This is a genomic window from Streptomyces sp. NPDC002784, assembly GCF_053592135.1.
Genome location: NZ_JBSFVD010000003.1, coordinates 521,705 through 540,639, shown reverse-complemented (window position 1 = coordinate 540,639; position 18,935 = coordinate 521,705). Strand labels below are relative to the sequence as shown.

Sequence of the window (18,935 nt, the reverse complement as noted above, 5' to 3'; positions counted from 1 at the left end):
CGCGGGCGCTCGATGCCGCTGCACCTCGTCCTGATCGTGGTCGGCGCGGTGATGGGCATCCCCCTGCTGTACGCGGTGCTCTCCGGCTTCAAGTCCACCGACCAGCTCTCCCGCAACCCCATCGGGCTGCCCGACCCCTGGGTGACCGGCAACTACACCGACATCCTGGCCACGGGCGACTTCTGGCGGCTGGTCGGCAACAGCACCCTGATCGCCGTGGCCACGACGGCCATCGTGGTCGCCGCGTCGGCGCTCGCCGCGTTCTCCTTCGCGCGGTTCGCCTTCCGGGGCCGGGAGGTGCTGTTCACCCTGTTCACGATGGGGCTGATGTTCCCCTTCGCGGTGGCGGCGCTGCCGCTGTTCCTGCTGCTGCGCGAGATGAACCTGCTGGACAACCCCCTGGGGGTGATTCTCCCGCAGGCCGCCTTCGGGCTGCCGATGACCATCATCATCCTGCGCGGCTTCTTCCGGCAGATCCCCGGTGAGCTGGAGGAGGCGGCCACCCTCGACGGCTGCGGTCCGCTCGGCTTCTTCTGGCGGGTGCTGCTGCCCATGGCGCGGCCCGCGCTCGGCACCGTCTCGGTGCTGGCCGTCGTCACCAGCTGGAACAACTTCTTCCTGCCGCTGCTCGTCTTCAACGAGCCCACCTGGTGGACCATTCCGATCGGCGTTCAGCAGTTCCAGGGCCAGTACTCGCAGGACGTGGCCCGTGTGTTCGCCTATCTCGTCCTCGCCATGGTCCCCGCCCTGGCCTTCTACGCCGTCGCCGAGCGCCAGCTCGTCGGCGGTCTCACCGCCGGCGCCACGAAGGGATGACCCGCGCCGCGGACGTACGGCTCACCCACCCCTGTTCCGTGAGGAGTCGCACCATGCGCAAGAACCGTCTCCGAGTCGTCGGTGTCCTCGCCGCCGTGCTGGTCGCCGTCACCGGGCCGGCCGCCGTGGCCCACGACGAGCCGCCCACGCTCGCCGACCTCGCCCAGCGCCACGGCCGCTACTTCGGCAGTGCCACCGACAACCCCCAGCTCACCGACGCCCCGTATGTCTCGCTCCTCGGAAGCGGGTTCGACCAGATCACCCCCGGCAACGGCATGAAGTGGTACGCCACGGAGCCCCAGCAGGGCGTCTTCGACTTCTCGCAGGGCGACGAGATCGTCGACCTGGCCCGCGCCAACCACCAGAAGGTGCGCGGCCACACCCTGGTCTGGCACAGCCAGTTGCCGGACTGGCTCACCGGCCGCGAGTGGACGGCCGGCGAGCTGAGGGCCGTACTGAAGAAGCACATCCAGACGGAGGTACGGCACTACCGCGGCAAGGTCTTCGCCTGGGACGTCGTCAACGAGGCCTTCAACGAGGACGGCACCTACCGGGACACGATCTTCTACCGGACCCTCGGACCCGGCTACATCGCCGACGCCCTGCGCTGGGCCCACCAGGCCGACCCACGGGTGAAGTTGTACCTCAACGACTACAACATCGAGTCGATCGGGCCCAAGAGCGACGCCTACTACCGGCTCGCCAAGGAGCTGAGGGCGCAGGGCGTCCCCCTGCACGGCATCGGCCTCCAGGCCCATCTGGCGCTGCAGTACGGCTATCCGGCCACGCTGGAGGACAACCTCCGCCGTTTCGCGCGGCTCGGTCTGGACACCGCGCTCACCGAGGTCGACATCCGGATGTACCTGCCCGCGGACGAGGAGAAGCTGGCCACGCAGGCCGAGTGGTACCGGGACCTGACCGAGGCGTGCCTCGCGGTGCGCCGGTGCGTGGGCATCACGCTCTGGGACTACACGGACAAGTACTCGTGGATCCCGGCCTTCTTCGAGGGTGAGGGCGCGGCCCTGCCCTGGGACGAGGAGCTTCGGCCCAAGCCCGCGTACTACGCGATCCGGGACGCGCTGAAGTAGCCGTCACCGCGCGGACGGTGGCGTGATACGGGGAGGGACCACCGCCGGACATGGGTCGGGGCCGGAGCGCAGAACGGATCTGCGGACCGGCCCCCAAGGTCTCCGCGCGGTCGGTCGACCGCCCGGCCGCGCTCAGGCCGCGGTCATCACCTGGCCGGCGCCCACTGGGCGGTGCGGGGCGATGATCTGGCCGTCGGGCAGGAGCTCACCGGTGTCCTCGAAGAGCAGAACGCCGTTGCACAGCAGGCTCCAGCCCTGTTCCGGGTGGTGCGCCACGAGGCGCGCCGATTCCCGGTCGGCGGAGTCTGCGGAGGGACACGGTGGCTGGTGCTGGCACATGGGTGGGATCTTTCGCTCTGACGTGTTGTTCATGGCCGCCCCCGTTGCGACAAGTGGTTCGAACCCAGTGTTGCCCCACGGGCGTCGATCCGCAGGGATTTCGATGCACCGCTTCTCACAGGTTGAGGACGCGTCACCCGCGCGGACGGTTCATCCCAACTGCACTGTCATTTCGGGTGGTTCAGGGGGGCCGGATGGGGCTAGTCCATGCAGGTAGTGGGCTCTGGAGAGCGCACCGGCGCTCGTACGAGCGTATGGCCGCCGCGGGCAGCGCCGTACCCCGCGGCCGGCGACCGGCGGCGGGGCACGGGACCCTGGGTGGGGGCGGTCAGGCGGGTGAGCCGAGGAGCGGCGCCCGGGTCACGCGGCGGGTCAGCACCGAGAGGAGATCGGCGGCCTGATGCGGCCGGTGGGCCGCGATGCCGGGGGGTGCCGGGGCCAGCGGCACCAGGAGATCCGTGGGCTCGGGATGGCCGGCGGAGGCGTCGGCGGCGATGTCGCCGTGCAGCCACAGGGCCAGCATGTACAGGCCGGGGATCGACAGCAGCCGTGGCTGGTAGGGCGCCTGCATCGTCTCGGCCTGACGCAGCGCGCGCTCGGTGGACGTGATGTAGGGCCCCTCGAAGAAGTGCGAGAAGGCCCACCCGTCGGGCGTCAGCCGGGTCTCGGCGGCGGCGACGGCGCGGTCGCCGCAGCGGATCAGGAACCGCCATCCGGCGAGCCGGGTGGTGGAGGGCCCGGTGGCGGTGATGCCGTCCAGGACATGCACCGGCAACGGCAGTTCGGGGGTCGCGGGTCCCTGGGCGGAGCGCAGGGCGGGAGTTCGGGCCTCGCGGACCGCGGTGGGGGACCCGAGTGCGGTGATGACGGAACGAAGTGCGGGCGCGGGAGCCGGGGGGACATGCAGCGGCATGGTGGGTCGCCTCTCATGAGACAGGCACGGTGGCGCGAGGGCGGGGGCGGACGGCGCTGTCAGCTCGCGAAGGCGGAGAGGCTCGGGCCGAGGTCCTGCGTGCGTGGGTGTGCGAGAGGCCCGCCGCACGTCCATCGCTGCGGCAGGTTCTCCGACCGGGCGCCAAGCATCCGCCTTGTTCGCGGAGTTTATACGACAAGTGTTCAGGGAGTGTTTCGGCTAGCCGTTTCGGACGCACTCGGCAAGGGCGCATTCGGACGGCGATCCGTGGGTTTCATCCCGATTCCGGAAGGAGTGTAAGGCGGTGACCTCGGGAAATAAGGGAGAAGCGGTCGGCCAATTCTCGTCGGCGTTTTTCACGAGTTCGTCGGCCGCTCGAACCTGCACACTGCCCCATGCCTGGTGAATGTGCCGCCGGTCACGTTCGACAGCCTAGCGGGCCCTGAGCCGAGGCGGGACGTTATCGATCGCTTGGGCGGGGCATCATCCCACGTGACCCAGGACACCGACGGCCGATCTTCGGCCCGACCGATCGAGAGGGATGCTTCCATGGGCGAGAAGGTCGCGGCAGGTCGGTTCGATCTGGCCGACCGCCAGCACTACCGCGACAAGCTCCGGAAGTGTCTGGCGGGCCTGGAGCGGCTTCTGGCGGAGAAGCGGTTCGATCGCCCGAAGAACCTCATGGGGCTCGAGATCGAATTGAATCTCGCTGGAGCCGACGGCATGCCGAGAATGTTGAATGCGCAGGTTCTCGAGCGGATCGCGAGCCGGGATTTCCAAACGGAACTCGCGATGTTCAACCTGGAGGTGAACATAGCCCCCCACCGGCTGGGTGGGCGGGTATTCGACCAGCTCGCCGAGGAACTCCGCACCTCGCTGGCATATGCCGACCGGAAAGCCGGTGAGCTGGACGCGGGAATCGTGATGATCGGCATTCTGCCGACCCTCGACCGGGACGACCTGGTCTCCTCCAACCTCTCCGACGTCGACCGCTACACCTTGCTCAACGACCAGATCGTGGCCGCCCGCGGCGAGGACTTCCTGCTCGACATCGACGGCGTGGAACGTCTGACCTGCACCTCGAAGTCCATAGCGCCCGAGGCCGCCTGCACCTCGGTCCAGCTGCACCTCCAGGTCACCCCGGGCCGCTTCGCCGACGTCTGGAACGCCGCCCAGGCCGTGGCCGCCGTCCAGGTCGCGGTCGGCGCCAACTCGCCGTTCCTGTTCGGCCGGGAGCTGTGGCGCGAGTCCCGCCCGCCGCTGTTCACCCAGTCCACCGACACCCGCCCGCCCGAGCTCCAGGCGCAGGGGGTGCGCCCGCGCACCTGGTTCGGCGAGCGCTGGATCTCCTCCGCCTACGACCTCTTCGAGGAGAACCTGCGCTACTACCCCGCCCTGCTGCCGATCTGCGACGACGAGGACCCGCTCCAGGTGCTCGACGAGGGCGGCATCCCCTCACTGGCGGAACTCGTCCTGCACAACGGCACGGTCTACCGCTGGAACCGCCCGGTCTACGGCGTCGCCGACGGCGTCCCGCACCTGCGCGTCGAGAACCGCGTCCTGCCCGCCGGCCCCACCATCACCGACGTCCTCGCCAACGCCGCCTTCTACTACGGCCTCATCCGCGCCCTCGCCGAGGAACCGCGCCCGGTGTGGACGCGGCTGCCCTTCGAGGCGGCCGCCGCCAACTTCGACACCGCCTGCCAGTACGGCATCGACGCCCGCCTCCAGTGGCCCCGGCGCGGACGCTACGGCGGCGTCGCGGAGATCGACGCGGCCACCCTCGTACGTGACGAACTGCTGCCGCTCGCCGCGAGCGGGCTGGACGCGTGGGGCGTGGAGGCCGCCGACCGGGACCTGTACCTCGGGGTGATCGAGGAGCGCTGCCGGCGGCGGGCCAACGGGGCCTCCTGGCAGTCCGCCACCTTCCACCGCGCCCTGGAGCAGGGCCTGTCCCGGGACGCCGCCCTGGCCGCCACGACCCGCCGCTACCGCCAGCTGATGCACGTGGGCGACCCGGTCCACGCCTGGCCCGTCGGCCTGCCGGAGACCATGCCGCTGGGCTGAGGGGCGCCTGGACGGGGGTCGCCGCCGTCCGCCGCATACTGGTCGGGCAAGCTGTGACGTCCTATGACGGTGGTGCCCTGGGAGGCAGTGTGCAGGCGGAGGCGGGCCGTGTGTCCGAGTCGTTCCCGCAGGAGGGGCCCCCGCGCCGGATCCTCCGTGACGAGCTGCTGCTCGTACTGGCGCTCTCGCTCGGGGCGAGCGGGGTCTCCGCCCTCATCAGCTTCATCGGCTCGGTCACCAGGCCCGGCGGTCTGAAGGACCAGGCGGCCACCCTCAACGCCTCCGCCGCTCCCGGGCGGCCCTGGCTGGACCTCGCCTGGCAGCTCTTCGGCATCACGACGTCCCTGGTGCCGGTCCTCCTCGTGGCGCACTTCCTGCTGCGGGAGGGCAGCGGTCTGCGGGCCCTCGGGTTCGACCGCACCCGCCCCTGGCCGGACCTCGGCCGGGGCGCCGCCATCGCCGCGGTGATCGGCAGCAGCGGCATCGCCTTCTATCTCGCCGCCCGGGGCCTGGGCTTCAACCTGACCGTGGTCCCCGAGGCGCTGCCCGAGGTGTGGTGGAAGTACCCGGTACTGATCCTCTCGGCGCTCCAGAACGCGGTCCTCGAAGAGGTCATCGTGGTCGGCTATCTGCTGCGCCGGCTCCACCAGCTGGGCTGGACGCCCGGGGCCGCGCTGATGGCCGGCTCGGTGCTGCGCGGCTCGTACCACCTCTACCAGGGCATCGGCGGCTTCATCGGGAACCTGGTGATGGGCGTGGTGTTCGTCTACCTCTACCGCCGCTGGGGCCGGGTCGGCCCGCTGGTGGTGGCGCACTCGCTGCTCGACATCGGCGCGTTCGTGGGGTACGCCCTGCTCGCGGGCAAGGTGGACTGGCTGCCCACGGCGTGAACGGCGTGAAGGGCGCGGACAGGGGCGTACGCGGGATGCGTACGCCCCTTCCGTCTGTCCGGGCTCAGGCCAGCAGCTCGCCGTCGATCACCGTGACCGCGCGGCCGCTGAGCAGGGTGCGGTCGCCGCGCACCTCCGTGCGGACCAGGCCCGAGCGGCGGGACGCCTGGAGGCCCGTGAGTTCGGGGCGGCCGAGGCGCTGCGACCAGAACGGGGCCAGCGCGGTGTGGGCGCTGCCGGTGACCGGGTCCTCGTCGATGCCGATGTTCGGGAAGAAGCAGCGGGAGACGAAGTCGTAGCCGCGTGCGGGGTCCTCGGCGCGGGCGGTGGCGATGATGCCGCGCTCGGAGCGGGCGCCGAGGGAGCGGTGGTCGGGGTTCAGGGCGCGGACGGTCTTCTCGTCGGCGAGCTCCACCAGCAGGTTGCCCACGTCCGGGCCGGTGTCGAAGACGGCCAGTGGCTCGGCACCCAGTGCCTCGGCGGCGCCGTCGGGGATCTCGGCCGCCGTGAGCGGCGCCGTCGGGAAGTCCAGGGTGAACGAGCCGTCCTCGCGGGGCGTGGCGATCAGGACGCCGCTGCGGGTGGCGAACCGCACCGGGCCCTCGTGGGCGCCGGTGCTGTGCAGGACGTGGGCCGTGGCGAGTGTGGCGTGACCGCACATCGGGACCTCGGCGGCGGGGGTGAACCAGCGCAGCGCCCAGTCGGCCTCCGGGTCGTCGGGGAGTCGGTGGGCGAACGCGGTCTCGGCGTGGTTGACCTCCATGGCGATCTGCTGGAGCCGGTCGTCGGCGGGGAAGGCGTCGAGGAGGAGGACCCCGGCGGGGTTCCCGGCGAAGGGGCGGTCGGTGAAGGCGTCGACGATTCGGATGCGCATGAGCCGACCGTAGAGGGGTGACGAAGCCGCAGGCCAAGGCCAATTCGGGGTCAGTGGACCGGCCGGGGGTTGTCACGCGAACTATTCCGATATATCGTTGAGGCATCGCGACAGATCAACGATGGAATGGAGTGATTGACATGCGTTCCCATGGATTCGCACAGGGACACGGTGGAGCCGGCCGAGGCGGTTTCGAGGGTGGCCGCGCCGCCTTCGGGCCGTTCGGGCCGGGTGGACCCGGCTTCGGTGGACCGGGCTTCGGCCCCGGGCACTGGGGCCCCAGGGGTCGCGGCGGACCTCGGGGGAGGGCGAGGCGGGGTGATGTACGCGCCTCGATCCTGGCCCTGCTCAAGGACCGGCCGATGCACGGCTACGAGATGATCCAGGAGATCGCCGAGCGCAGCGGCGGGGCGTGGAAGCCCAGCCCCGGCTCGGTGTACCCCACCCTCCAGCTGCTGGAGGACGAGGGCCTGATCGTCAGCGAGAGCGAGGGCGGCAAGAAGCTGTTCTCCCTCACCGACGCCGGCCGCACCGCGGCCGAGGAGGGCCCCGAGGCCCCCTGGGAGGACGCCTCCAAGGGCGTCGACTGGGAGGCCCTCGGCGAGATCCGCCAGGCGGGCTTCGGTCTGATGGAGGCCTTCGGGCAGGTCTGGAAGACCGGCAGCAAGGAACAGCGCGAGAAGGCGATCTCCGTGATCAACGACGCGCGCAAGAAGATGTACCTGATCCTCGCCGACGAGGACTGACGGCCTCCCGCCGTGAGACGAAGGCGCCCCGCGGAGCGATCCGCGGGGCGCCTTCTCGCGTACGGCCCTCCTGTACGGCCCTCACGTCACCAGCCCGGCGCGGGCGAGGCTCGGCCGACGAGCCGTATCACCGCCGCGTCGAACAGGTCCCACGCGCGCGGGAAGGCGCTCTCGTCGTGGCAGTGCCAGGCGTCCCAGAACAGGTCGGCGGGCAGCGCGTCCTCCGGGGCGTACACCCGGTAGACGTACTGTCTTCCGTCCACGGCCGGCAACGCCACCAGCCAGCACATGCTCTCCATGCACCTGTGGGACGTACGGGAGCGTGCCGTGGTTGCGCGCGGGGCGCGACGCAAGGCGGCGCGCGCCCGCGGGGGAAGCCCGGCGTGATCTCCTCCTCAAGGAGGAGATTCCGGCCCGCCGGGTCCACTCTGTGTGGGACGCGAAGATGCGTCCCGCCGGGGATGCCGTGCCGGGCGGAGGCTGATGGGGTAAGGGATGTGCCACCCCGAACCCCTCACCGGCCGGACCCTCACCAGGCCGGCGGACGCTTCGACAACGATGCCAGGCTCAGTGCCGAACTGGCAGCGGTGATCTCCGGCGCACGGCGTCGCGTGGCACGGGACGCGGACCGCCAGGTCGACACCGCCCACCTGCTGCACTCCCTGCTGGAGCACGACCCTGAGGTGCGGGACGTCCTCGACGACGGGCCCCGGATCGCCCGGCTGCTCGGCTATCTCGTCCAGCGCAGCATCGGCTACGGCCTGCGCTGGCAGGGCAGTGTCGAGGACTCCGGGACGGAACCCGTGGTGACCGAGGCGGAGGGCTTCTCCCCGCTGGCCGCCGGTGCGCTGGAGTACGCCTGCGAACGCGCCGCCCGCCGCGGGGACGGACCCGCCCGGGGCGTGGACCTGCTGGCCGCCATCGTCGTGGACAGCCAGGCGCGGGCCGTCGAGGTGCTGGCCCATGCCGGGATCGACCCGGGCGAGGTGCACGCCCGTATCGACAGCCGCCCCGGGAGTTACGTCGGCGAGAGCGGCTGCTGAAGGGTGCCGCTGCCGAGGTGCCTGGTGCCGTCCAGTCGTTGAGACAGGTGTCATCGGGGGTGACGCTCATGTCATCGCCTGTCATCATGTGCCGGTGCGTACGTCAACGAGCAGTCAGGGCAATGGCGGCAAGGGGATGGGGCTCGGTCTCGCCCTCGTCTCCGCGCTCGCCTTCGGCGGATCCGGTGTCGCGGCCAAGCCGCTGATCGAGGCGGGCCTCGACCCGCTGCACGTGGTGTGGCTGAGGGTGACCGGGGCGGCCCTGGTGATGCTGCCGCTCGCCGTCCGCCATCGCGCCCTGCTGCGCCGCCGCCCCGCGCTGCTCGCCGGGTTCGGACTGCTCGGGGTGGCCGGCGTCCAGGCGTTCTACTTCGCCTCCATCTCCCGTATCCCGGTCGGAGTCGCGCTGCTCGTGGAGTACCTCGCGCCCGCGCTGGTGCTGGGCTGGGTGCGGTTCGTGCAGCGCCGTCCGGTGACCCGGGCCGCGGCGCTCGGAGTGGTCCTCGCGGTGGGCGGTCTCGCCTGTGTCGTCGAGGTCTGGGCCGGGCTCGGCTTCGACGCCCTCGGCCTGCTCCTCGCCCTCGGCGCGGCCTGCTGCCAGGTCGGCTACTTCGTCCTGTCCGACCAGGGCAGCGACGCGGCCGAGGAGGCGCCGGACCCGCTCGGCGTCATCGCCTACGGCCTGCTCGTGGGCGCCGCCGTGCTGACCGTGGTGGCCCGGCCCTGGTCGATGGAGTGGGCCGTACTCGCGAACAGCGCGGACATGGACGGCACCCCCGTCGCGGCGGCGCTGCTGCTCTCCTGGATCGTGCTGATCGCCACGGTCCTCGCCTATGTGACCGGCGTGGTCTCGGTGCGCCGGCTCTCCCCGCAGGTCGCGGGCGTGGTCGCCTGCCTGGAAGCGGTCATCGCTACGGTGCTGGCCTGGGTCCTGCTGGGCGAGCACCTCTCCGCTCCGCAGATCATCGGCGGGGCGGTCGTCCTGCTCGGCGCCTTCATCGCCCAGTCCTCGGCACCGGTGAAGGGCTCCGCCGAGCCGGTGGCCAGTGGTGGTGAGGAGCGGGAGTTGTCGCGGCGGGGTTCTGCGGCGTGAGGGGTGCGTCCGGGTCTGCGGTCATCATCGGCGGGCCGGACGTATTGCCTGGGGCTCCTGTCCGGGAGCTCTCGGGGTCGGCGGAGGGTTCTGCTGAGCCGATGGCGAGTGGAGGCGGGGTGTCTCGGCACGGATGTGGCGCGTAAGGCTTGCGTCCGGGACCGCGGGTCCGGCGGGGTGGTCGTGGTGCCTGGGGCTTTCAGCGCGGAGGTCTCGGCGTGCGTGGCCTTCGGCGGGGCGAGCGGGAGTCGGCAGGGCCCGGGATCGCGGATCAGGGGCCGGGCCGGACGGGAGTGCGGCGGCTGTCGGGGTGAGGCCGCCGCGTCCGTCGTGCACGTCGTGGGTCACAGCGCCTTGAGGTAGGCGGGCACCTCGGTGCCGGGCGCCAGGTTCGGGTCGTCGACCGGGGTGTCGTAACCCTTGCGCAGCGGGACCACGCCCGCCCAGTGGGGGAGGGCGAGGTCCTCGGGTTCGTCGTTGACGCCGCCGGTGCGGAGCTTGGCGGAGACCTCGTTCAGGTCGAGGCGGATGACGGCGGTGGCGGCCAGTTCCTTCTTGTTGGCGGGCCGGGAGTCAGCCGAGCGGCCCGGCACGACGTGGTCGACCAGCGCGTCCAGCGCGATCCGCTTCTCCTCGGGGTCCGTCACCTGGTGGGCGATGCCGTGCACCACCACGGACCGGTAGTTCATCGAGTGGTGGAAGGCCGAGCGGGCCAGAATCAGCGCGTCCACGTGGGTGACCGTCAGGCACACCGGCAGCCCCGGGTCGGCCTGTCCCGTCATCCGCAGCGGGCGCGAGCCCGTCGAGCCGTGCACGTAGAGCCGGTCGCCGACCCGCCCGAAGAGCGTCGGCAGCACCACCGGGGCGCCGTCCCGGACGAAGCCCAGATGGCAGACGTAGGCCTCGTCGAGTATCGAGTGCACCAGTTCCTTGTCGTACGACGCCCGCTCGGCGGAGCGCGTGGGGACCGTGCGGTCGGTCGGCGTGTAGGCGGCGGGCTGCGACGTCGGCTGTGCGGTCCCCTGCATTGCGGTCTCCATTGCACTAGTGCATAATTGGGTTTGTGCTAGGAGAATACCGGATCAGGGGTCGGCGCGCAGCTGAGATTGCGGCCGGTATCGAGGCGGCGGTCGGCTCCGGGGAACTGGAGCCGGGACAACCGCTGCCGCCCATGCGGGACTTGGCGGTGGAGCTGGGCGTCAACCCCAACACCGTCGCGGCCGCGTACCGGACCCTGCGGGAGCGGGGGGTCATCGAGACCGCCGGGCGCCGGGGCAGCCGGGTGCGGCCCAAACCAGCCACCACCGCGCGCGATTACGTCCGGGAAGAGGTGCCCGCCGGAGTGCGGGACCTGGCGAACGGCAACCCGGACCCGGCGCTGCTGCCCCCGCTCGGCCCGGCGTTCGCGGCCGCGGCGGACCAGGGTGACCGGACGCCGGTCCTCTACGGGGACGACCCGCTGGATCCGGAGCTGGCGCGGGCCGCACGCGCCGAACTGGACGCCGACGGGGTTCCGGACGGGCCCCTCGTCGTCACCTCCGGCGCGCTGGACGCCATCGAGCGCGTCCTCGCCGCGCATCTGAAGCCGGGGGACACCGTCGCCGTCGAGGACCCCGGCTGGGGCAGCGTCCTGGACCTCGTCCCGGCGCTCGGGCTGCGCGTGGCGCCCGTGGGCGTGGACGACGAGGGGCCGCTCCCCGACGACGTACGCCACGCGCTCGGCGCCGGGGCCCGCGCCCTGATCGTCACCGACCGGGCGCAGAACCCGACCGGCGCCGCGGTGAGCGCCACGCGTGCGCGTGCGCTGCGTTCCGTGCTCCGGGAGTACCCGGACACCCTGCTGATCGAGGACGACCACGGGCACGCCATCGTCGACGTCCCGCTGCACCCCTTGGCCGGCACCACCCGGCACTGGGCCTTCGCCCGCTCCGCCGCCAAGGCCTACGGCCCCGACCTGCGGTTCGCGGTGCTTACTGGTGACGAGGTGACCCTAGACCGGGTGCGCGGCCGCCAGCGCCTCGGGCCCGGCTGGGTCAGCCTGATCGTGCAGCGGGCCGTGGTCCGGCTGTGGTCAGACGGCTCGGTCGACCCGAAGGTCGTGGCGGCGGCCTACGGCGGACGCCGGGACCGGCTCATCGGGGCGCTCGCGGAGCGGGGTATCACCGCCCGGGGGCGCACCGGCATGAACGTCTGGATCCCCGTCCCCGACGAGACCGGCGCCGTCTCCCGCCTCCTCCACGCCGGCTGGGCCGTCGCCCCGGGGGCCCGCTTCCGCCTGAACACCAGCCCCGGCCTGCGCATCACGATCTCCACCCTGACCGAACCGGAGACCCACGCCCTGGCCGAAGCCGTCGCCGCGGCCGTACGCCCGTCGCGGGGCCGGAGCGGCGTGTAGGGCTGACTTCGGCCGGTGTCCGCGGGGTCGGTCGTAGGCGGGCCGCGCCGCGGAGGGCGTAGCTGCGTCCGTGGTGCCCCCCGCCGGCGTTGGCCCAGGCCCGGGCAGACCCCGACGCCTGGGCTGTACGGCCGTCCTCGTCGGGGCAGGGTTCGGGCCGGTGATCGCGTCGCGCGGTCGGGGGCGGTCGGCCGGGATCGCGTGGCGCGGTCGGCGTCGGTGGGGATCACGTCGCGCTCGGGGGACGTATCCGTGTCAGGGCCGCCCCCGTGGGCACGGCCGCCGACTAGGGTGCCGTCTTCGCCGGGGTCCGTACCGGGTCGGCCGTCTCGGTCGGGATGGGGGCGCGTTCGCGGGGGCGGATCTGGGTCAGGGCCGCACCTGCCAGGACGATGGCCGCGCCGACCGGGGTCGACCAGGTCAGGGACTCGCCGAGCAGGGTGACGCCTGCCGCGGTGGCGATGACCGGGATGAAGTAGGTGACCATCTGGGCCGTCGTCGGGCCGACCTCGGCGACCAGGCCGTACTGGAGGAGCACCGCGATGCCCGTGCCCAGGGCGCCGAGGGCCGCGACGGCGAGCAGGGGGAGCAGCGGGAAGGTCTCCGGGGTCGTGGTGAACACGGGGGTCACGACGGCGAGTTGGAGGGTGGCGAGCAGCAACTGGGCGCCGGTCAGCGACAGGTGCGAGGAGTCGGAGCCGGCCAGCGTGCGGCGGACGTAGATCCAGCCGACCGGGTAGCAGAGCGAGGCCAGCAGGGCCATGCCGGTGCCCCGGGCGTCCATGCCGGTGAAGCCCTGCCAGGCGCCGAGCACCGTCAGGACGCCGAGGAAGCCCACGCCGAGACCCGCGAGCCGCATCCGGGTGGGCCGGTCCTCGGAGAGCGCGACCAGGGACAGGGCCATGCCCCACAGCGGGGACGTGGCGTTGCAGATACCCGCGAGCGTCGACGGGATCGTCAGCTCCGCGTAGGCGAACAGCGAGAACGGCAGCGCGTTCAGCAGCAGCGCGGCGACCGTCAGATGCCCCCACGTGCGCGCCCCGCGCGGGAGCCGGTCCCGCCGCATCGCCATCGCGACCGCGAGCACCGCCGTGCCGAACACCAGCCGGCCGAGAGTGACCTGGAACGGCGCGAATCCCTCGGTGCCCACCTTGATGAGCAGAAAGCTGAAACCCCAGATGAGGGAGAGGACGGCGAAGCGCAGCCGCCAGTCGAGCAGGGAGCGAGAGCGGGTCATGGGATCAGGGTGAGGGCTCAGGACGTCGTAGCACAAGCGAGATTTTTCGAGCTTCATCTCGTAGTATTGCTTACATGTTGAACCTGGAGCGCCTGCGCACCCTGGACGCCCTCGCCCGGCACGGCTCGGTCAGCGGCGCGGCCGAAGGGCTGCACATCACCACGTCCGCCGTCTCCCAGCAGATGTCCAAGCTGGAGCGGGAGGTCGGCCAGCGGCTGCTCGCCAAGAACGGCCGCGGGGTCCGGCTCACCGATGCCGGGCGGCTGCTCGCGGAGCACGCGGCGCGGATCCTGTCCCAGGTGGAGCTGGCCCAGGCCGACCTGGAGGCGCAGCGCGGCCAGGTCGCGGGGGAGCTCAGACTCGCGGCGTTCCCGACCGCCGCGCGCGGACTCTTCCCCGCCGCCCTCGCCGGACTGCGCACCGAGCACCCCGCCCTGCGGCTGCGCTCCTGCGAGCTGGAACCGGAGCAGGCCGTGGCCGGAGTGGTGCGCGGCGATCTGGACCTGGCGGTGGTCCTCGACTGGTACAACAAGCCGATGCCGCTGCCGGACGGCCTGGTCAAGGCGCCGATCCTGGACGACCCCGCCGATGTGGCGATGCCGGTCGGCCACCGGTTCGCGGGCCGCGAGGAGGTGGATCTCGCGGAGTTCGCCGAGGACGAGTGGATCACCTGGGGGCAGGGCGAGTTCTGCCACGAGTGGCTGATGTTCACCCTCCGCTCCAAGGGCATCGAGCCGATCGTCGGCCACCGCGCCGCCGAGACCCACACCCAGCTCGGTCTGGTCGCCGCGGGCCTCGGCGTGTGCGTCGTCCCGCTGCTGGGCCGTCACCCGATGCCCGCGGAGGTCGTCACCGTGCCGCTCAAGCAGCGGGTGCGGCGGCAGGTGTACGTGATCTGGCGAGCGGACGCCGACCGCCGCCCGTCGATCCGGGCGGCGGTGCGGGCACTGCGGTCGGCGGGGGAGCGGGTGGGTGCTACGGCGACGGCAGCCTCTGCGGAGCGGGCGGGCGTTACAGCGACGACAGCTTCCTGAAGTCCCAGGACACGATCTTCTCCGGCGTCAGCCGCATCCACGCGTGCCGGCCGTCGTGCGGCATCTCCTCCAGACCGAAGTTCTTCCGCGCGAACAGCGTCTCCGGCACGTCGAGTTCGGCGCACAGCTCCCCGGTGCGCGGGATCTCGCCCACGAACTCCACGGTCCCGGACAGCTCCACGCCGCGCAGCTCGTCGTACTCCTCGCCCGTGTCGACGACGACGGCGACCCGCTGGTCACGGCGCAGCTGAGCCCAACGCCTGCTGCGCACCACCGAGTAGAGCCACAGCGAGGTGCCGTCCCAGGCGAACCACAGGGTGCTCACATGCGGGGCGCCGTCCGCCGACACCGTGGCGACCCGGCAGGTGCGCTGGGTGGCCAGGAACTCGTCCAGCTCACCCGGTGTCATCATGATCTTCCGGCCCCGGCGCTGAGTGACGGTCATGCGTCCCCCTCTTCTCCCACGTCGTGTCAGAGGAGATCCTCTGACATCACGTCAGAAAAGAATGGGTCGTCTTCCCTCCTCGCGCAATGGTCGTTACCCTCGCCCGCCCGGACCGCCGACGACAAGGGGGAACCGTGCCGTCGTACGAGCAGCTCACTGAAGTCCTCGACCCGGCCACCGCCGTGCTGCTCACGGTCGAGTGCCAGCAGGGCGTCGTCGGACCGGACGGCGCCCTGCCCGAACTCGCCAAGCAGGCCCGCTCCTCCGGGGCTCTCGCCAACGTGGCCCGGCTGGTGGACGGCGCCCACGCCCGCGGGCTCCAGGTGATCCACGCGATCGCCGAGCGCCGCCCCGACGGCCGCGGCGCGAACCGCAACGCGCGTCTGTTCCGCGCCGCCGAACGACTCCCGGTCCAGCAGCTGTCCGGCACCACCGCGGTCCGCCTCGCGGCCCCGATCGAGGTCACCGAGGAGGACTTCGTCGTACGGCGGCTGCACGGCCTGTCGCCGATCCACGGGACCGAGGCCGACGCCCTGCTGCGCAACCTGGGCTGCCGCACGCTGGTGGTGACCGGGGTATCGGCCAACGTGGCGATCCCGAACGCCGTGTTCGACGCCGTCAACCGCGGCTACACGGTCGTGGTGCCCACCGACGCGATAGCCGGAGTGCCCTCCGAGTACACCCGCGCGATGATCCGCAACACCCTGGCCCTGGTCGCCACGCTGACCACGACAGCCGACATGCTCGCCGCCCTGCGGGTCAGGCGAGCGTGATCGAGTCGCCGTCCACGGCCACCTCCCGCGCGGGCAGCGGCTGGGTGGCGGGCCCCTTCTGCACGCTGCCGTCCTCGATGGAGAACCGGCTGTTGTGGCAGGGGCAGGTGATGGAGCCCTCGGAGACGCCCGTCACCGGACACCCCTGATGGGTGCACTCGAACGAGAACGCCTTGAAGGTGCCCGCCGTCGGCTGGGTGACGACCACCTTGTGGTCCTTGAGGACCTTGCCACCGCCCTCGGGAATGTCCGAGGTCCGTGCGACGACGTTCCCAGCCGGCCCGGCGGACTCGGCCGACTCGGCGGGCCCGGCCGCCCCGGACGGCTCCTCGTCCTCCGACCCGCACGCGTTCAGCGCGAAGGTGAGGCCCACCGCGCCGACCGCCGCCACGACGGTACGGCGGCTCGGGGTCGCGACGGGGTGGAGCGGTTCGCTGGTCATGCCGGTCTTCCCTTCCACGGAGGTATGCCTTGCGCCCACAGGTACGGGCGGCGCGCGGGTGCCGTTCAGAGCGCCAGTAACCTGGGGCGATGCTCAAGGAAGTCATCGCGACCCGGTTCATCACGCCGCTGCGTGAGGGCGGCTCGCTGCCGGGACTCGTCGAGGCCGACGACTTCGGGACGTACGTCATGAAGTTCCGCGGCGCGGGGCAGGGCCGCAAGACGCTGGTGGCCGAGGTGGTGTGCGGGGAACTCGCCCGGCGCCTGGGGTTCCGGATGCCCCGGCTCGTGACGGTCGCCCTCGATCCCGTGCTCGGGCTCGGCGAACCCGACCAGCAGGTGCAGGAGCTGCTCCGGGCCAGCGGCGGCACCAACCTCGGCATGGACTTCCTGTCCGGCGCGCTCGGCTTCGACCCGCTCGCCTTCGCGGTGAGCCCCGAGGAGGCCGGGCGGATCGTCTGGTTCGACGCCCTGGTCAACAACGTCGACCGTTCCTGGCGCAACCCCAACCTGCTGATGTGGCGCGGCGACCTGTGGCTCATCGACCACGGCGCCACCATGATCTGGCAGCACAACTGGCCCGCCGCCGAAGCCTCCGCGGCCCGCCCCTACGACGCCCGCGACCACGCCCTCATGCCCTTCGGCCCCGATGTGGCCGCGGCCGCCGGGGAGTTGGCGCCCCTGGTCACCGAGGACCTGCTCGCCGAGGTGACCGCCGAGATCCCGGACGCCTGGCTCGCCGACGAACCCGGCTTCGACACCCCGGAGGACCTCAGACGGGCCTGCGCCCGCCCGCTGCTGGCCAGGGCAGCCGTCATCCACGAGCGAATCGAGGGCACCGCGTGAGCGACGACCGCCACTTCATCAAGGGGGGCCCGAGCGAGCGCGAGGTCTTCGAGTACGCCGTCCTGCGCGTCGTGCCCCGCGTCGAGCGCGGCGAGTGCATCAACGCCGGGGTGCTGGTCTACTGCCGCGCCAAGGCGTACGTCGGGGCACTCACCCACCTCGACGAGCGCCGCCTGCTGGCGCTGGACCCGGAGGCCGACCTGGCCGGTGTGCGCGCCGCGCTCGGCGCGGTGGAGCGGGTCTGCGCCGGGGGAGCGGCGGCGGGCCAGGCGGCCCCGGACGACGCGGGCCGCCGCTTCCGCTGGCTCATCGCCCCCCGCTCCACGATCGTCCAGCCCGGCCCGGTCCACACCGGGCTGACGACCGACCCGGCGGCGGAGACGGCACGGCTCCTGGAACTGCTCGTCCGCTGAGTCAGGCGCGGCGGCGCTTGACCACGTATCCCGCCGCGACGGCACCGCCGGCGACGAAGGCGATCCCGGCCGCGGTCTCCCAGCCGCTGATACCGGAGTCGGTGGCGCCGCCCACTCCACCGCGCACGCCGAGCGTCGGACTGGCGGTGACGCGGGTGGGGGTGGCGGTGGGGGTGGGTGTGGCCGTGACGGGGGCGGGGATCGAGGTGGCGGGCGCGAGCGTGCCGAGGGCGGCGGTGCCGCGCCGGGGCAGCACCTCGCAGGCGATGCCGTCGTCGGGCCCCTGGTCCTCGTCGAGGTCGTGCGGATCACTGGGGTCGGAGTTGTAGACGGCCTGCGCCTCCTCCTGGTACGTGAAGTTGACGCAGTCCAGGTCCTGCGCGTGGGCGATGCCGGCCGGCGGCACGATGGCGGCTATGGCTATCAGCGTGCCGGCGGCTGCGGTGCGAGGGCGCATGGTGCGCCTCCTTTCCGGCCACGAGGGCCTCCGGCCGACGCTAGGGGCCGACCGGCGCGGGGACGCGCTCAGCTGGGCCGATCGGGTGGCGGGGGAGGGGCGCCGCGAGCCGGGGGCGCGGGGAATGGATCACACGTGGCGGTGTGCCGTTGACACCGGGTGCCAGGGCTTCTAGCGTCACGTCTGCTGAAGGTACTAAGCGGTCGCTCACCGATGGGCGGACCGTGGAGCCGCACCCCCAAGGGCGAGGAGAAGCAGCCATGTCCACCACTGACCAGCGGGTCGCCGTAGTCACCGGCGCAGCGCGCGGTATCGGCGCCGCCACCGCCGTACGTCTGGCCGCCGAGGGCCGCGTGGTCGCCGTCATCGACCTCGACGAGGCGGCCTGCAAGGACACCGTGGAGAAGATCACCGCGGCGGGCGGCAAGGCCCTCGCGGTCGGCTGCGACGTCTCCGACGAGGCACAGGTCGAGGCGGCCGTCGCGCGGATCGCGGCGGAGCTCGGCGCGCCCACGATCCTGGTCAACAACGCGGGCGTGCTGCGCGACAACCTGCTGTTCAAGATGAGCGTCTCCGACTGGGACACGGTCATGAACGTCCACCTGCGCGGCGCCTTCCTGATGTCGAAGGCCTGTCAGAAGCACATGGTGGACGCCAAGTTCGGCCGGATCGTCAACCTCTCCTCGTCCTCCGCGCTCGGCAACCGCGGCCAGGTCAACTACTCCGCCGCCAAGGCCGGTATGCAGGGTTTCACCAAGACCCTCGCCATCGAGCTCGGCAAGTTCGGGGTCACCGCCAACGCCGTCGCCCCCGGCTTCATCGCCACCGACATGACGGCGGCCACCGCCGAGCGCGTCGGCATGGGCTTCGAGGACTTCAAGGCCGCGGCCGCCACCCAGATCCCCGTCCAGCGTGTCGGCTACCCCGAGGACATCGCGGGCGCCATCGCCTACTTCACGGGTGATGACGCCGGCTTCGTCTCCGGCCAGGTGCTGTACGTCGCCGGCGGACCGCTCGACTAGAGG

The 18,935-nt window shown here is 72.1% G+C and carries 22 protein-coding genes; 13 read left to right on the top strand and 9 right to left on the bottom strand.

Annotated elements, in window-relative coordinates; genetic code table 11:
* The first annotated feature begins 12 nt into the window (after window positions 1-12).
* Window positions 13-816 (top strand): carbohydrate ABC transporter permease, encoded by an 804-nt coding sequence (locus tag ACWD1Z_RS09765; protein ID WP_451117159.1) that lies wholly within the window; start codon window positions 13-15, stop codon window positions 814-816.
* Between the two features lie 53 nt (window positions 817-869).
* Complete coding sequence (locus tag ACWD1Z_RS09760) at window positions 870-1,904, top strand: endo-1,4-beta-xylanase (RefSeq protein ID WP_451117088.1); 1,035 nt, start codon at window positions 870-872, stop codon at window positions 1,902-1,904.
* Between the two features lie 132 nt (window positions 1,905-2,036).
* On the opposite strand, the gene ACWD1Z_RS09755 is transcribed toward ACWD1Z_RS09760, so the two are convergent.
* Window positions 2,037-2,243, bottom strand: a complete 207-nt coding sequence (locus tag ACWD1Z_RS09755; protein ID WP_451117086.1) for a DUF5999 family protein — start codon at window positions 2,241-2,243, stop codon at window positions 2,037-2,039.
* Window positions 2,244-2,571: 328 nt separating this feature from the next.
* A complete protein-coding gene (locus tag ACWD1Z_RS09750) occupies window positions 2,572-3,156 on the bottom strand; it encodes a hypothetical protein (protein ID WP_451117085.1) in 585 nt (194 codons plus the stop codon).
* A gap of 549 nt (window positions 3,157-3,705) precedes the next feature.
* Here ACWD1Z_RS09750 and ACWD1Z_RS09745 point away from each other — a divergent pair.
* Window positions 3,706-5,223: a glutamate-cysteine ligase family protein gene (locus ACWD1Z_RS09745; protein ID WP_451117083.1), complete on the top strand. Its 1,518-nt coding sequence runs from the start codon at window positions 3,706-3,708 to the stop codon at window positions 5,221-5,223.
* Between the two features lie 89 nt (window positions 5,224-5,312).
* On the top strand, window positions 5,313-6,113 hold the full coding sequence (locus ACWD1Z_RS09740) for a CPBP family intramembrane glutamic endopeptidase (protein WP_451117157.1): 801 nt from the start codon (window positions 5,313-5,315) through the stop codon (window positions 6,111-6,113).
* A gap of 64 nt (window positions 6,114-6,177) precedes the next feature.
* On the opposite strand, the gene ACWD1Z_RS09735 is transcribed toward ACWD1Z_RS09740, so the two are convergent.
* Entirely contained in the window at window positions 6,178-6,987 is an 810-nt protein-coding gene (locus ACWD1Z_RS09735; RefSeq protein ID WP_451117081.1) for a PhzF family phenazine biosynthesis protein, read from the bottom strand.
* 140 nt (window positions 6,988-7,127) lie between these two features.
* Between ACWD1Z_RS09735 and ACWD1Z_RS09730 the strand changes: the two genes are divergently transcribed.
* Window positions 7,128-7,733 carry a PadR family transcriptional regulator gene (locus tag ACWD1Z_RS09730; RefSeq protein WP_451117080.1) on the top strand — a complete coding sequence of 202 codons (606 nt, stop codon included), beginning with the start codon at window positions 7,128-7,130 and terminating at the stop codon, window positions 7,731-7,733.
* 86 nt (window positions 7,734-7,819) lie between these two features.
* Here ACWD1Z_RS09730 and ACWD1Z_RS09725 read toward each other — a convergent pair whose 3' ends face one another.
* Window positions 7,820-8,032, bottom strand: a complete 213-nt coding sequence (locus tag ACWD1Z_RS09725) for a hypothetical protein (protein ID WP_389417515.1) — start codon at window positions 8,030-8,032, stop codon at window positions 7,820-7,822.
* 198 nt (window positions 8,033-8,230) lie between these two features.
* On the opposite strand from ACWD1Z_RS09725, the gene ACWD1Z_RS09720 reads away from it, so the two are divergent.
* Both ACWD1Z_RS09720 and ACWD1Z_RS09715 read left to right on the top strand, forming a co-directional pair.
* Entirely contained in the window at window positions 8,231-8,776 is a 546-nt protein-coding gene (locus tag ACWD1Z_RS09720) for a Clp protease N-terminal domain-containing protein (RefSeq protein WP_451117078.1), read from the top strand.
* Window positions 8,777-8,864: 88 nt separating this feature from the next.
* Window positions 8,865-9,869, top strand: a complete 1,005-nt coding sequence (locus ACWD1Z_RS09715; protein ID WP_451117076.1) for an EamA family transporter — start codon at window positions 8,865-8,867, stop codon at window positions 9,867-9,869.
* A gap of 344 nt (window positions 9,870-10,213) precedes the next feature.
* Here ACWD1Z_RS09715 and ACWD1Z_RS09710 read toward each other — a convergent pair whose 3' ends face one another.
* Window positions 10,214-10,897, bottom strand: coding sequence for a pyridoxamine 5'-phosphate oxidase family protein (locus ACWD1Z_RS09710; RefSeq protein ID WP_451117074.1), 684 nt, complete (start codon window positions 10,895-10,897; stop codon window positions 10,214-10,216).
* Between the two features lie 35 nt (window positions 10,898-10,932).
* Between ACWD1Z_RS09710 and ACWD1Z_RS09705 the strand changes: the two genes are divergently transcribed.
* Entirely contained in the window at window positions 10,933-12,264 is a 1,332-nt protein-coding gene (locus ACWD1Z_RS09705; RefSeq protein WP_451117072.1) for an aminotransferase class I/II-fold pyridoxal phosphate-dependent enzyme, read from the top strand.
* A gap of 286 nt (window positions 12,265-12,550) precedes the next feature.
* On the opposite strand, the gene ACWD1Z_RS09700 is transcribed toward ACWD1Z_RS09705, so the two are convergent.
* Entirely contained in the window at window positions 12,551-13,501 is a 951-nt protein-coding gene (locus tag ACWD1Z_RS09700; RefSeq protein WP_451117070.1) for a DMT family transporter, read from the bottom strand.
* A gap of 74 nt (window positions 13,502-13,575) precedes the next feature.
* Between ACWD1Z_RS09700 and ACWD1Z_RS09695 the strand changes: the two genes are divergently transcribed.
* A complete protein-coding gene (locus tag ACWD1Z_RS09695) occupies window positions 13,576-14,535 on the top strand; it encodes a LysR family transcriptional regulator (RefSeq protein ID WP_451117068.1) in 960 nt (319 codons plus the stop codon).
* Here ACWD1Z_RS09695 and ACWD1Z_RS09690 read toward each other — a convergent pair.
* Window positions 14,513-14,980, bottom strand: a complete 468-nt coding sequence (locus ACWD1Z_RS09690; RefSeq protein ID WP_389417522.1) for a pyridoxamine 5'-phosphate oxidase family protein — start codon at window positions 14,978-14,980, stop codon at window positions 14,513-14,515. The two genes, ACWD1Z_RS09695 and ACWD1Z_RS09690, sit on opposite strands and share 23 nt — an antisense overlap.
* Before the next feature lie 134 nt (window positions 14,981-15,114).
* Between ACWD1Z_RS09690 and ACWD1Z_RS09685 the strand changes: the two genes are divergently transcribed.
* A complete protein-coding gene (locus ACWD1Z_RS09685) occupies window positions 15,115-15,753 on the top strand; it encodes a cysteine hydrolase (RefSeq protein ID WP_451117066.1) in 639 nt (212 codons plus the stop codon).
* On the opposite strand, the gene ACWD1Z_RS09680 is transcribed toward ACWD1Z_RS09685, so the two are convergent.
* Window positions 15,740-16,195, bottom strand: coding sequence for a Rieske (2Fe-2S) protein (locus ACWD1Z_RS09680; RefSeq protein WP_451117065.1), 456 nt, complete (start codon window positions 16,193-16,195; stop codon window positions 15,740-15,742). The two genes, ACWD1Z_RS09685 and ACWD1Z_RS09680, sit on opposite strands and share 14 nt — an antisense overlap.
* A gap of 89 nt (window positions 16,196-16,284) precedes the next feature.
* On the opposite strand from ACWD1Z_RS09680, the gene ACWD1Z_RS09675 reads away from it, so the two are divergent.
* Together ACWD1Z_RS09675 and ACWD1Z_RS09670 are read left to right on the top strand one after the other, a co-directional pair.
* Window positions 16,285-17,040: a HipA family kinase gene (locus ACWD1Z_RS09675; protein ID WP_451117063.1), complete on the top strand. Its 756-nt coding sequence runs from the start codon at window positions 16,285-16,287 to the stop codon at window positions 17,038-17,040.
* On the top strand, window positions 17,037-17,453 hold the full coding sequence (locus ACWD1Z_RS09670) for a DUF3037 domain-containing protein (RefSeq protein ID WP_451117061.1): 417 nt from the start codon (window positions 17,037-17,039) through the stop codon (window positions 17,451-17,453). The genes ACWD1Z_RS09675 and ACWD1Z_RS09670 overlap by 4 nt, the downstream gene beginning before the upstream one ends.
* A 1-nt stretch (window position 17,454) precedes the next feature.
* On the opposite strand, the gene ACWD1Z_RS09665 is transcribed toward ACWD1Z_RS09670, so the two are convergent.
* Window positions 17,455-17,910: an excalibur calcium-binding protein gene (locus tag ACWD1Z_RS09665; protein WP_451117059.1), complete on the bottom strand. Its 456-nt coding sequence runs from the start codon at window positions 17,908-17,910 to the stop codon at window positions 17,455-17,457.
* Window positions 17,911-18,170: 260 nt separating this feature from the next.
* On the opposite strand from ACWD1Z_RS09665, the gene fabG reads away from it, so the two are divergent.
* Window positions 18,171-18,932, top strand: coding sequence for a 3-oxoacyl-ACP reductase FabG (gene fabG, locus ACWD1Z_RS09660; RefSeq protein ID WP_451117057.1), 762 nt, complete (start codon window positions 18,171-18,173; stop codon window positions 18,930-18,932).
* Window positions 18,933-18,935 lie beyond the last annotated feature (3 nt).

What these genes read in the sequence shown, in the direction of transcription:
- ACWD1Z_RS09765 (WP_451117159.1), top strand. Translation starts at nt 13, where the DNA reads ATGCCGCTGCACCTCGTCCTGATCGTGGTCGGCGCGGTGATGGGCATC.
- ACWD1Z_RS09760 (WP_451117088.1), top strand. Translation starts at nt 870, where the DNA reads ATGCGCAAGAACCGTCTCCGAGTCGTCGGTGTCCTCGCCGCCGTGCTG.
- ACWD1Z_RS09755 (WP_451117086.1), bottom strand. Translation starts at nt 2,243, where the DNA reads ATGTGCCAGCACCAGCCACCGTGTCCCTCCGCAGACTCCGCCGACCGG.
- ACWD1Z_RS09750 (WP_451117085.1), bottom strand. Translation starts at nt 3,156, where the DNA reads ATGCCGCTGCATGTCCCCCCGGCTCCCGCGCCCGCACTTCGTTCCGTC.
- ACWD1Z_RS09745 (WP_451117083.1), top strand. Translation starts at nt 3,706, where the DNA reads ATGGGCGAGAAGGTCGCGGCAGGTCGGTTCGATCTGGCCGACCGCCAG.
- ACWD1Z_RS09735 (WP_451117081.1), bottom strand. Translation starts at nt 6,987, where the DNA reads ATGCGCATCCGAATCGTCGACGCCTTCACCGACCGCCCCTTCGCCGGG.
- ACWD1Z_RS09730 (WP_451117080.1), top strand. Translation starts at nt 7,128, where the DNA reads ATGCGTTCCCATGGATTCGCACAGGGACACGGTGGAGCCGGCCGAGGC.
- ACWD1Z_RS09725 (WP_389417515.1), bottom strand. Translation starts at nt 8,032, where the DNA reads ATGGAGAGCATGTGCTGGCTGGTGGCGTTGCCGGCCGTGGACGGAAGA.
- ACWD1Z_RS09710 (WP_451117074.1), bottom strand. Translation starts at nt 10,897, where the DNA reads ATGCAGGGGACCGCACAGCCGACGTCGCAGCCCGCCGCCTACACGCCG.
- ACWD1Z_RS09700 (WP_451117070.1), bottom strand. Translation starts at nt 13,501, where the DNA reads ATGACCCGCTCTCGCTCCCTGCTCGACTGGCGGCTGCGCTTCGCCGTC.
- ACWD1Z_RS09695 (WP_451117068.1), top strand. Translation starts at nt 13,576, where the DNA reads ATGTTGAACCTGGAGCGCCTGCGCACCCTGGACGCCCTCGCCCGGCAC.
- ACWD1Z_RS09690 (WP_389417522.1), bottom strand. Translation starts at nt 14,980, where the DNA reads ATGACCGTCACTCAGCGCCGGGGCCGGAAGATCATGATGACACCGGGT.
- ACWD1Z_RS09680 (WP_451117065.1), bottom strand. Translation starts at nt 16,195, where the DNA reads ATGACCAGCGAACCGCTCCACCCCGTCGCGACCCCGAGCCGCCGTACC.
- ACWD1Z_RS09675 (WP_451117063.1), top strand. Translation starts at nt 16,285, where the DNA reads ATGCTCAAGGAAGTCATCGCGACCCGGTTCATCACGCCGCTGCGTGAG.
- ACWD1Z_RS09665 (WP_451117059.1), bottom strand. Translation starts at nt 17,910, where the DNA reads ATGCGCCCTCGCACCGCAGCCGCCGGCACGCTGATAGCCATAGCCGCC.
- fabG (WP_451117057.1), top strand. Translation starts at nt 18,171, where the DNA reads ATGTCCACCACTGACCAGCGGGTCGCCGTAGTCACCGGCGCAGCGCGC.